Origin of the sequence: Blautia sp. MSK.20.85, assembly GCF_013317245.1 — a bacterium.
Classification (GTDB): domain Bacteria; phylum Bacillota; class Clostridia; order Lachnospirales; family Lachnospiraceae; genus Blautia_A.
This window is the reverse complement of the sequence record NZ_JAAIUN010000049.1, coordinates 1-11586: the sequence shown is the minus strand read 5'-3', so window position 1 is coordinate 11586 and position 11586 is coordinate 1. Positions and strand designations below refer to the sequence as shown.

Here is an 11586-nt window from a genome sequence, read left to right as displayed (position 1 = left end):
ATGTAAAGAAATTTTCGAGAATCGTATGTGTTTCACTGTTTAGTTATCAAGGTTTGTTGTTCTTTTGAACAGCTTGTTCATTTTATCTCATCCAAAACTGTTTGTCAAGAACTTTTTTAATTTTTTTCGAAGTTTTCAACTTCTCAAAAAATCAAAGCGGAGAAGGAGGGATTTGAACCCTCGCGCCGCGTTAACGACCTACTCCCTTTCCAGGGGAGCCCCTTCGGCCAGCTTGGGTACTTCTCCAAATTGCCCTACTTACTAAGTAGTTCTGATATTTATCTCTATCGCTCTCAGCGACAGGTGATATTATATCTCGTATCTTTTATGTTGTCAAGTACTTTTTTAACTTTTTTCAAAAGTTTTTTTATTATGTATTTGACTAGCGGAGAGAGTGGGATTCGAACCCACGCGCCCTTGCGGACAAACGGTTTTCAAGACCGCCTCGTTATGACCACTTCGATATCTCTCCATATGTTGTTTTTCAACATTTTTTGTGCTGTTTTGTCAGCGCATGTTGTATTCTATCATCAAATATCTTACCTGTCAATAACAAATTTGATATTTTTTTCAAAAAATTGGACATATAGCTTCAATTTCCGCTATATGCCCATATTTACAGGGATTTTTCCTCTGTTCTATTCTCTGTTTTCTCTCAAAAATGCCTCTGCAATGACAAGATCTTCCGGTGTTGTAATCTTGATATTACGATAGGAACCTTCCGAAAAGCGGATTTTCACCCCGGTCTCATGTTCTGCTACCATGGCATCATCTGTAATCCCGGTCATTTCTTTCTTAAGGATGCTGGTATATGCGTCGTAGATCAGCGGATACCGAAAGATCTGTGGAGTCTGAACGATCCATACACTGCTGCGATCCGGAGTTTCACTGACATTTCCCTCCGCATCTGCAATCTTAACCGTGTCTTTGGAGGGCATGCCAACAACACTGGCACCTGTCTGTGCTGCTGCCATAAGTCCTCTTTCGATGATTCCATTATCAATAAACGGTCTGGCACCGTCATGGATCAGTACGTATTCCGTGTCTTTGCACGCACGAAGTCCTTCATAAACGGAATCATACCGCTCTTTTCCACCGGATACTACGGCAGAAACTTTTGTAAAACCGTATTTTTCCACGATTTCTTCTCTGCACCAGGAAACATGCTCCTCCCCTGTCACCAGAATGATATCCCGGATCAGCGGACTTTCCTGAAAACAGCGCAGAGAATAACAGAGCACCGGCATTCCGTTAAGCTCCATAAACTGCTTCTGTATTTTGCTGTGCATACGCTTTCCCTGCCCTGCAGCCAGGACAATGGCTGTATTTCTGCACTCTCCCATGATCAATTACCCCGGATTCTTTTATCGTTCGCCAAGTTTCAGGTTCGGAACTGCATTCAGGTCCCAGCTATGGCGTGTTCCCTTGATATACTCATAATAAGCAGCCACTCCGATCATTGCCGCATTATCTGTGCAGAAGATCGGTGACGGGCGGTAAAATTTGTATCCACGGTCTGTGCATGCCTTTTCCATGGCAGCGCGAAGTGCTCCATTGGAGGCAACACCTCCTGCAATAGCAATTTTTTTCATGCCAAAATCAGCTGCCGCCTGCATGGTATGTTCTACCAACACATCAACAACCGCTTTCTGGAAGGATGCCGCGATATCCGCACGGTTTACTTCCTCGCCTTTCATTTTTGCACCGTTTAAGTAATTAAGAACTGCAGATTTCACGCCGCTGAAGCTGAAATCATATGGATTTTCGCCGATTTTTGCACGTGGAAACTCAATGGCATCCGGATTTCCCTCTTTTGCAAGCTTGTCGATCTTCGGTCCTCCCGGATATCCAAGGCCAATAGCACGGGCAACTTTATCAAAAGCTTCTCCCGCCGCATCGTCTCTGGTACGTCCCAGAATCTCAAACTGACCGTAATCCTTCACAATGACAAGATGGGTGTGTCCACCGGATACAATGGCACAGAGAAATGGCGGTTCCAGATCCGGATGCTCAATATAATTGGCGGAAACATGTCCTTCTATATGATGCACACCTACCAGGGGCAGATTTCTTGCATAGGCAATGGCCTTGGCTTCTGCCACGCCTACAAGAAGCGCGCCCACAAGCCCCGGCCCGTAAGTTACACCGATAGCATCAATATCATCCAGGGTGACATTTGCCTCGTCCAGCGCTTCCTGAATGACCTGATTGATTCTTTCGATATGGTTTCTGGAGGCGATTTCCGGTACAACGCCTCCGTACAGTTTATGGATCTCGATCTGTGATGAGATCACGTTTGATAAGACAGTCCTTCCGTTTTTTACAACGGAGGCTGCCGTTTCATCACAGGAGCTCTCAATACCAAGAATTAATGTATCTTTCATTTTTTTCAGTCCTCTTCAAAATTCAGTTCCACACTTTTACCGTCTTTTCCCGGCCATGCCTTCGGAAAGATCTCACGGACTGTATCCATGTAATCGTCCGGACGTACCAGAGACGGGCTGTAATGGGTCAGCCACATTTCCCCTACTCCCGCATCCCGGGCAAGGGTAGCCGCTTCACGAAACGTCATATGCTTGTAGCCTTTTGCCTTTTCGATCTTGTCATCTTCACCGTACATTCCCTCGCAGATAAAAAGATCGGAGTCTTTTGCATTGCGCAAAATGGACTCTGTTGGTCTGGTATCTGTGGTGTAGGTAAGCTTGATCCCTTTTCTCGGCGGACCAAGTACCATATCCGGTGTGTAGATCCGTCCTTCATCTTCCACGGTCTGGCCTTTCTGCAGGGGATTCCAGAATTTCAGCGGAATCTCATGCTCTCTGGCACTGTCGGGAGAAAATTTCCCCTGACGCAGGATCTCCAGGGTATACCCGTAGCATGTAACATTATGGTTTACCCGGAATGCAGTGATCCGGTAACCATTCAGTTCCAGAACCTCCTCCGGTTTCGTGATCTCGATAAATTTAATTTCAAAAGGCAGTTCCGGAGCGATCACACGCAGCGCGTTTACCACACGTTCCAGGCCTCTTGGTCCTACCAGTGTCAGGGGTTCTGTGCGGTCCGCATTTCCCATGGTCAGAAGAAGTCCCGGAAGTCCGCTGATATGATCCCCGTGATAGTGGGTAAAACAGATCACGTCTATAGGCTTGAAGCTCCAGCCCTTTTCTTTAATGGCCACCTGGGTACCTTCCCCGCAGTCGATCATCAGGCTGCTGCCATTATAGCGGGTCATCAGCGCGGTAAGCCATCTGCGTGGCAGCGGCATCATTCCTCCGCAGCCAAGTAAACAAACATCTAACATATTTTTCCTCTTTTCCTGTTCTGTGGCAAAGTTTCTTAAGATGCAGTGCGTGTCATAAGGACAGCATCTTCTGTGGGATCTGTATAGTACGCCTTACGCAGTCCGTCTCTCACAAAGCCCTGCCGCTCATAAAGCCGAATCGCCGTCTCATTTCCCGCGCGGACTTCCAGATGGATCATGGTGATCCCCCTTTCTTCTGCCAGACGGATCATGCTTTCCATAAGGAAATTTCCAATTCCCTCTCTCTGGCGGTCTCTGCGGACAGCAACATTGGTCACATCCCCCTCGTCCAGCACAGTAAGAAGGCCGCAATACCCAAGGATCCGGCCTTTTTCTTCCACAACAAGAAACATTGCATTCTCTTTCATAAGAAATGTCAGAAATCCTTCTTTTGTCCAGGGAACAGAAAAAAGTTCCTCTTCGATCTCCATGACCTGATCCAGGTCATCCACCAGCATCTCTCTTAAGATCATGCTTTTTCCCCTTCTGATTCTTTTTTCAGCCTCTGGGCACGCTCCCGCTCTGCCTGTGATACACGGAGATAGTCCGGTTTGTGCTCAGCTGCAGTCTCTGTTCTGCCCTCTTTATAATAAAGGATGCCAAGTGCACCTACCGCTCCGGCTCTCTGTCTGGAAAGATGAGACGGTGCAAAAGAAAATGGTACCTCAAGCTTATCTGCAATAATATCTTTAAATACCGGAACCCCATCTCCCAGGAATGTCACGGTTTCTCCCATCTCATTCAGCATGGAAAGAAGTTCCTCGATTCCCACTGCCATCTGATCTTTTACAGTCACAAGTCTGTGGTCTTCATAACGGTAGATTCCCGTATAAACCTGTTTTCTTCTGGCATCCATGATCGGGCAGATCAGCCCATTTACATCATAGAGATTGTATGCCAGTGCTTCCACGGTGGGAATCCCTACCAGTGGTTTGTCAAGAGCAAGTCCCAGTCCCTTGGCTGTGGCAGAGCCGATACGAAGTCCGGTAAAAGATCCCGGGCCTTTGGCTACCGCAATGGCGTCAATGGTCTTAAGATCCAGCTCTGTCATCTTCACGATCTCATCCAGCATGGGAAGAAGGGTCTGTGAATGTGTTTTTTTATAATTAACCGTATATTCCGCTACCAGTGTATCATCCTCCACAACGGCTACCGATGCCACGATCCCGGAACTGTCCAGTGCCAAAACTCTCATTCTGCCTCTTCCCCTCTCTCCTCAATGGTGATCTTTCTGTACTCAAAACCCTTCTCAAGGTCTTTCTCAATGGTAACTTCAATCCTTTTTTCCGGGAGGATCTCCTCAATGAGTTCTGCCCATTCGATGAGGCAGATTCCCTGTCCGAAAAAATAATCATCGTATCCGATCTCCTCCATTTCTTCCAGATCTCCGATACGATATACATCAAAATGATAAAATGGCAGACGCCCGTCCTCATATTCCTGGATAATGGTAAATGTGGGGCTGTTTACAGGTTCTGTGATTCCAAGACCTGCTGCCACGCCCTGTGTAAATACGGTTTTTCCAACTCCCAGGTCGCCTGTCAGTGTATAGATCTGTCCCGGTTTCGCATTCATTCCGATCTTTCTTCCGACCTCGAATGTCTCCTCCGGATCATGCGTTTCTATGATCATATTTTCCACCTTTTTCTTGCACAATTATTCTTTGCATATTATAATAGAGCGAACAGCGAAATACAATACTTTTTAAAAAGGAGTGCGAAAACTATGGCAAATCCTATCGTTACCATCACAATGGATAATGGCGATGTAATGAAAGCGGAATTATATCCGGAAGTTGCCCCGAACACAGTAAATAACTTCATCAGCCTTGTAAAAAAAGGCTTTTATGACGGCCTGATCTTCCACCGTGTTATCAACGGTTTCATGATCCAGGGCGGATGCCCGGACGGAACCGGTATGGGCGGTCCGGGATACAGCATCAAAGGCGAGTTCTCCCAGAACCGTTTCAAAAATGACCTGAAGCATACACCAGGTGTTCTCTCCATGGCAAGAGCCATGCATCCGGACTCTGCCGGAAGCCAGTTCTTTATCATGCACAAGGCAGCTCCACATCTTGACGGAAGCTACGCTGCATTCGGTCAGATCATCGAGGGCATGGATGTTGTAAATGCTATCGCAGAGACAGACACAGATTACAGCGACCGTCCTCTTGACGAGCAGAAGATCAAATCCATGACTGTTGATACCTTTGGTGTGGATTATCCGGAACCGGAGAAATGCTGATAAGCAAAATTTTCTGAAATAAAGGAATTATTTAAAAAAGCATGAAAAAGCCCCGTGAAAGACAGACTGTAACGAAAACATCTGCCGTTTCCCGGGGTATTTTTTTGCCAGAAACCTGTCCTGGGCTGCTCTGTTTATTCCGACACTGTTTACGCCCTAAAACAGGCATTCCGCTTTTTTCGACACTCTTTTTCCTTTATTTTTCGAAGGTTTTCACTTCTCCGTTTACTTTTGCAAAATACAGCTCTGCATCTTTCTCAAGTCCGGCTCTTCCGTTGGTTCCCTCTGTGATGGCTTTTTTCACCTCTTCGATCTGGTCATCCGGCACAATAAGCTTCAGGACAACCTTGTCGGTATATTCGGAATCCAGGATTGGCAGGCTTCTTTCTCCCGCAATATACTGGATCTTACCGATTCCTGTATAATCGGTCGTCACCTGAAGCGATATCCCATGATGTTTCTCGATCACGGTACTTGCTGCAAGTCCGGCCTGGACAGCTCCTGAGTAGGCACGTACAAGTCCTCCGGTTCCAAGAAGAACACCACCAAAATATCTGGTCACCACGATGGCTGCATTATAGATCCCGGCGCCCAGAAGCACATCCAGCATGGGTCTTCCTGCTGTTCCGGATGGTTCTCCGTCATCACTGCAGCGTGTGGCCTCCCGGTTCATCCCTACGGAATATACATAGCAGTTATGACGGGCATCCCAGTATTTCTTTTTCATTTCTTCAATAAAAGCAAGGGCCTCTTCTTCGGTTTCCACAGGACGGACCGTTGCGATAAAACGGGATTTCTTTTCCACAAGTTCGCCTTCGCCGCCTTCGTATATGGTTTTATAATGTTCCAGCATGGTTTACGCCTCCGTTGTCTATCACATTTCCAGATATTGCCACATCAGATTCCGCTTCTGCTATCTTGTCCGCGGGAATTTCCTCATCTGATGTTCTCTCTGTTTTCTGCAGAGTTTTCTTTATTGTATAATAATTATCTCCATTGCACAATGTATAAGATATCATGAATTGTGAAATTTTTTTTAAGGGTTTATTTAACATTCTATATTTGCTATAATGAAACGGATTATAAAGGAGGAATAACATGAACTACGGAAAAAGATCCACTTCCAAGAAGCGGAACGCTCTGATCTCCCGTACTTCCATGCTGGAAAAAAGAGCACATGTTTCGTTTATCCGGGTTTTATTTACAGCTCTGATTGCGGTCTGCGTCATGGTTATCTGCCTTGGTATCGGCTCCTTCCGGGGCGTGATCGCCGGTGCACCTGATGTCAACGATGTGGATATTTCACCTCTCGGATATGCAACCTTCCTGTATGATGACCAGGGAACACAGATCCGACAGCTTTCAGCACCTACATCCAACCGTCTTCCGGTCTCTCTGGACCAGATCCCGGTCAGTCTGCAGCATGCAGTGGTAGCCATTGAGGATGAACGTTTTTATGAACATAACGGTATTGATGTCCGGGGTATCGCACGTGCCGGAATGAAGGCGATCACCACCGGTAATTTTTCCGAGGGTGCCAGTACCATCACACAGCAGCTTCTGAAGAATAATGTTTTCACAGACTGGACCAACGAGTCCACACAGCTGGAACGTTTCACACGTAAGTTTCAGGAGCAGTACCTGGCTGTACAGGTTGAAAAGAAATACGATAAATCTGTAATTCTCGAAAATTACCTGAATACCATCAACCTTGGTGCAGGTTCCTACGGCGTACAGGCAGCTTCCAAGAAATATTTCAATAAAGATGTATGGGATCTGAATCTTTCTGAATGTGCAACCCTTGCAGGTATCACTCAGAATCCTACCAAATTCAATCCGATCACCAACCCGAAAGCAAATTCCAAGAGACGTAAGGAAGTTCTGGATCACATGCTAGATCAGAACTATATCTCACAGGATGAATATAACGAAGCACTGAACGATGATGTTTATACCCGTATTCAGGCTGCACAGATGGAAAATACAGAAGAAGAAAGCACCGTTTACACATACTTTGAAGACGAGGTTACCAATCAGGTCATCAGCGACCTTATGAATATCAAAGGTTACACCAAAACTCAGGCAACCAATCTTCTCTACAGTGGCGGTCTGAAGATCATGACAACCCTGGATTCCAGTATTCAGAAGATCCTGGATGAAGAGTACGCGGATCCGGATAATTATCCGGCTGATGTACAGTATGAGCTGGACTACGCACTGACCGTTCAGGATGCAGACGGAAACCAGAAAAATTACAGCAAGGAAATGCTGCAGCTCTATTTCCGTGATCAGGATCCGGAATTCGATCTTCTCTTCGATTCTCCGGAAGAAGGCCAGCAGTATGTTGATCAGTACAAGGCCAGCATCCTGGCTGACGGAAGTACCGTGGTTTCCGAGCGCGTAAACTTTGCACCACAACCGCAGTCTTCCATGTCTGTCATCGATCAGCATACCGGTTATGTAAAAGCCCTGATCGGTGGCCGTGGTGAAAAAACAGCCAGCCTGACACTGAACCGTGCCACAGATACAACCAGACAGCCTGGTTCTACCTTTAAGATTGTATCCACCTATGCTCCGGCTCTGAACGAAAAAGGTGATACACTGGCTACCACATTTATGGATGAACCATATGAATATCCGGACGGCTCTCCGGTTAACAATGCCACACGAAGCTATGGCGGCGAGACCACGATCCGTAAGGCAATCCAGAATTCCATCAATGTTGTTGCAGTCAAATGCCTGGAACAGGTTACTCCTGCTCTTGGTCTTAAATATCTGGATGATTTCGGATTTACAACTCTGGCACATGGAACTGAGGCAGATAAAGATGCCAACGGAAATATATGGAGTGATGCCAATCTGGCAACAGCACTTGGCGGAATTACCAATGGTGTCAAAAATGTTGAACTCTGTGCCGCATATGCAACGATCGCCAATGGCGGAAATTATATTAAACCAATTTACTATACACAGATCCTTGACCATGACGGAAATGTCCTGATCGAAAACACTTCTGTTTCCAGATCTGTGATCAAAGACAGCACCGCTTACCTGCTTACCAGCGCTATGGAGGATGTTGTAAAGAAGGGTACCGGTACTGCCTGCCAGCTTGATAATATGACTGTTGCAGGAAAAACAGGTACTACCGAAGATTATAATGACCTCTGGTTCGTTGGTTACACACCATACTACACATGTGCTGTATGGTCCGGTTATGACAACAACGAGAAAATCCCTGAGGATGCCCGTAATTTCCACAAGAATCTCTGGAAAAAAGTTATGAACCGTATCCATGAAGGCCTGGATGACAAAGATTTCGATATGCCTTCCAGTGTGGAAAAAGCCAGCGTCTGCTCAGAGACAGGACTTCTCCCTCGTGCCGGTTGTCCGACCATAACAGAATATTTTGATATTTCCAGTCTTCCAACAGAATACTGTGACAAGCACTTCTACGGAAGCAGTGATTACAGTGAAAATGATTACAGTTACAGTGAAGACACTGATGCAGACACAGATTCCGCCGCTGCCGCTATTCCGACTGCTGCACCGGACGGAACTGACAGTACTGCCGGCGGTGACAGTACCGATAATACCGGTGATAATTCCGGTGGCGACAATACCGATAATACCGGTGATAATTCCGGTGGTGACAACACCGATAACACCGGTGATAATTCCGGTGGTGACAACACAGGCGGTGATGACGGCAGCGGCGATAACACCGGCGATGATGACGGTGGAGACACCGGAGATGATACTGGCAGCGATGGCGATCCTGTAGAATACTATTGATCAATCATTATAACGTAAAAAAGTGGACTCCCGAATATGGGAATCCACTTTTTTTATCTTATTTTTCTGATCAGAGCACCATCTTGGCTGCGCCGTAAATTCCGGCATCATTTCCCAAGGTTGCGATCACGATCTGTGTATCTTTACAGGATGCAAATGCATACTTTCTGTAATATTTCTGAATACAGTCAACAAGCGGCTGGCCCGCTTTGGAAACGCCACCGCCGATAACGATGGTTTCCGGATCTGTCACACAGGAAATGATCGCAAGGGCACCGCCAAGCTGCTCTCCAACTTTTTCCATGGTTGCAACTGCTACCGGATCATTCTCCTTGAATGCATCCAGAACTGCTTTTGCGGAAATATTCTCCATATCTCTGAGCACACTTTTCTCTTCGGAAGCCGCAAGCTCTTTTTTTGCCATACGTACAATTCCGGTTGCGGAGGCAAACTGCTCCAGACAGCCCCTGTTTCCACAGTTGCAGGATTCTGTCTCGTGATGATCCACATTGGCATGTCCGATCTCTCCGCCAGCGCCGTGATGGCCTGTTACGATCTTACCATCAACAATGATTCCACCGCCAACACCCGTTCCCAGTGTAACCATGATCACATCGGAGGAACCTGCTGCCGCACCTTTCCACGCTTCGCCAAGAGCAGCCACATTGGCATCATTGCCAGCTTTTGCATGAAGTCCTGTCAGTTCCTCCATTTCTCCTGCAACATTCTTGTAACCCCAGTAAAGGTTTACCGCCCGATCTACCTCACCTTTGGAGTTTACCGGTCCAGGAACGCCGATTCCAACACCTTCTACGTCGTCTTTGGAAATGCCTTTCTCTTCGATCTTGGCATTTACGGCTGCTGCCACATCCGGAAGGATCTGATCTCCGTTATTCTCCTTGCGGGTCGGAATCTCCCATTTCTCAACAAGAGTTCCGTCTGTGCGGAAAAGTCCGCATTTTACAGTTGTTCCACCTACATCAATTCCAAAACAATATGTTCCCATTTCCTATCCTCTCTTACTCTTCGTCGTCTGGATTCTCTCTCTTCTTTGCAAGGTTCGCCTGAACACGCTTGTACAGTGCCTCTGCCGCATTGTATCCCATCTTCTTCTGTCTGTGGTTGACAGCGGCAGCCTCAACGATGATCGCCAGGTTACGTCCCGGACGGATCGGAAGAGAATGGCATACAACCTTGTTTCCAAGATACTCTGTATATTCCTCATGAAGTCCCAGACGGTCGTATTCCTTATCTCTGTCCCACTCCTCAAGCTTGATAACAAGATCGATCGACTGGGTATCCTTAACACTCTCGACACCGAACAGTGTTTTTACATCGATGATACCGATGCCTCGAAGTTCGATAAAATGACGTGTGATATCCGGTGCAGAACCTACCAGTGTCACATCACTGACCTTACGGATCTCGACAACATCATCACTGACAAGACGATGGCCTCGCTTGATCAGCTCCAGAGCAGCCTCGCTCTTACCGATACCGCTCTCACCTGTGATCAGAATTCCCTCGCCATAAACATCCACCAGTACACCATGAATGGAAATACACGGTGCAAGCTGTACACCAAGCCAGCGGATGATCTCTGCCATGAAGCTGGAAGTTGTTCTTTCTGTCACGAATGTCGGAACATTATATTTAACAGCCAGATCGATCATGTCCTGAGACGGACGGGTCATGGTACTGAAAATAACACATGGAATCTTGCTGGAGATAAAACGCTCATATTTAAAACGTCTCTCTTCTTCATTGAGCTGCATCAGATACGTATACTCTACATATCCAATGATCTGTACACGCTCATTCGCAAAATGCTCCAGATATCCGGTAAGCTGAAGCGCAGGTCTGTTGATCTCCGCAGTCTTGATCACGATGCCTGACAGGTCGATTTCCGGAGTCAGATTGTTAAGCTCCAGTTCCTGTACCATCTTTGTCAACTGTACACCCTTCATACTTTTTTCTCCTTTTCGCTGAAAGTTTGCATTCTCACCGCCGTTTTATCAGTACATGGCGGTTACTTGATATCCGCTGTACCAGAGCGTGAGACATCTTATCCTTAATTATACACAATCACGGTTGAAACTGCAATGCAGCATCAGGATTTATGCACGACAAACGCATGAATGGTTAGCAACTGCAAATTCTATTTTTTTCTACTTTTTAAGCTTCTAAAAGCTCTTCTAAATACTTAATTGGACGCAAACTTACTACGAACCTTTTCTTTCTCATTGACA

General features: G+C 46.5%; 12 protein-coding genes and 2 tRNA genes. 2 read left to right on the top strand and 12 right to left on the bottom strand.

Annotation, left to right across the window (positions count from 1 at the left end; translation table 11 throughout):
* Positions 1-157: 157 nt before the first annotated feature.
* From G5B12_RS16395 to tsaE, 8 genes are all read right to left on the bottom strand, one after another.
* A tRNA-Ser gene (locus G5B12_RS16395) sits at positions 158-246 on the bottom strand.
* A 140-nt stretch (positions 247-386) separates the two neighbouring features.
* A tRNA-Ser gene (locus tag G5B12_RS16390) sits at positions 387-472 on the bottom strand.
* A 166-nt stretch (positions 473-638) separates the two neighbouring features.
* Positions 639-1343, bottom strand: a complete 705-nt coding sequence (gene ispD / locus G5B12_RS16385; RefSeq protein ID WP_021976176.1) for a 2-C-methyl-D-erythritol 4-phosphate cytidylyltransferase — start codon at positions 1341-1343, stop codon at positions 639-641.
* Between the two features lie 21 nt (positions 1344-1364).
* A complete protein-coding gene (gene tsaD, locus G5B12_RS16380; RefSeq protein WP_021976175.1) occupies positions 1365-2384 on the bottom strand; it encodes a tRNA (adenosine(37)-N6)-threonylcarbamoyltransferase complex transferase subunit TsaD in 1020 nt (339 codons plus the stop codon).
* Positions 2385-2389: 5 nt separating this feature from the next.
* Positions 2390-3301, bottom strand: coding sequence for a ribonuclease Z (locus tag G5B12_RS16375; protein WP_021976174.1), 912 nt, complete (start codon positions 3299-3301; stop codon positions 2390-2392).
* Positions 3302-3336: 35 nt separating this feature from the next.
* Positions 3337-3774, bottom strand: a complete 438-nt coding sequence (gene rimI / locus G5B12_RS16370; protein ID WP_021976173.1) for a ribosomal protein S18-alanine N-acetyltransferase — start codon at positions 3772-3774, stop codon at positions 3337-3339.
* On the bottom strand, positions 3771-4496 hold the full coding sequence (gene tsaB, locus G5B12_RS16365; RefSeq protein WP_021976172.1) for a tRNA (adenosine(37)-N6)-threonylcarbamoyltransferase complex dimerization subunit type 1 TsaB: 726 nt from the start codon (positions 4494-4496) through the stop codon (positions 3771-3773). Before tsaB ends, rimI begins: the two co-directional genes overlap by 4 nt.
* Positions 4493-4933, bottom strand: coding sequence for a tRNA (adenosine(37)-N6)-threonylcarbamoyltransferase complex ATPase subunit type 1 TsaE (gene tsaE, locus G5B12_RS16360; protein WP_021976171.1), 441 nt, complete (start codon positions 4931-4933; stop codon positions 4493-4495). The genes tsaB and tsaE overlap by 4 nt, the downstream gene beginning before the upstream one ends.
* A gap of 93 nt (positions 4934-5026) precedes the next feature.
* On the opposite strand from tsaE, the gene G5B12_RS16355 reads away from it, so the two are divergent.
* A complete protein-coding gene (locus tag G5B12_RS16355; protein ID WP_021976170.1) occupies positions 5027-5545 on the top strand; it encodes a peptidylprolyl isomerase in 519 nt (172 codons plus the stop codon).
* A gap of 196 nt (positions 5546-5741) precedes the next feature.
* Here the strand turns inward: G5B12_RS16355 and G5B12_RS16350 are convergent, their stop codons facing one another.
* On the bottom strand, positions 5742-6398 hold the full coding sequence (locus tag G5B12_RS16350; protein WP_021976169.1) for a YigZ family protein: 657 nt from the start codon (positions 6396-6398) through the stop codon (positions 5742-5744).
* Positions 6382-6600, bottom strand: coding sequence for a hypothetical protein (locus G5B12_RS16345; RefSeq protein WP_173763211.1), 219 nt, complete (start codon positions 6598-6600; stop codon positions 6382-6384). The genes G5B12_RS16350 and G5B12_RS16345 overlap by 17 nt, the downstream gene beginning before the upstream one ends.
* A gap of 43 nt (positions 6601-6643) precedes the next feature.
* On the opposite strand from G5B12_RS16345, the gene G5B12_RS16340 reads away from it, so the two are divergent.
* Complete coding sequence (locus tag G5B12_RS16340; protein ID WP_174088865.1) at positions 6644-9337, top strand: transglycosylase domain-containing protein; 2694 nt, start codon at positions 6644-6646, stop codon at positions 9335-9337.
* 70 nt (positions 9338-9407) lie between these two features.
* On the opposite strand, the gene G5B12_RS16335 is transcribed toward G5B12_RS16340, so the two are convergent.
* Both G5B12_RS16335 and hprK read right to left on the bottom strand, forming a co-directional pair.
* Positions 9408-10343 carry an ROK family glucokinase gene (locus G5B12_RS16335; protein ID WP_118070765.1) on the bottom strand — a complete coding sequence of 312 codons (936 nt, stop codon included), beginning with the start codon at positions 10341-10343 and terminating at the stop codon, positions 9408-9410.
* 13 nt (positions 10344-10356) lie between these two features.
* Complete coding sequence (gene hprK, locus G5B12_RS16330) at positions 10357-11304, bottom strand: HPr(Ser) kinase/phosphatase (RefSeq protein WP_021651515.1); 948 nt, start codon at positions 11302-11304, stop codon at positions 10357-10359.
* Positions 11305-11586: the final 282 nt, after the last annotated feature.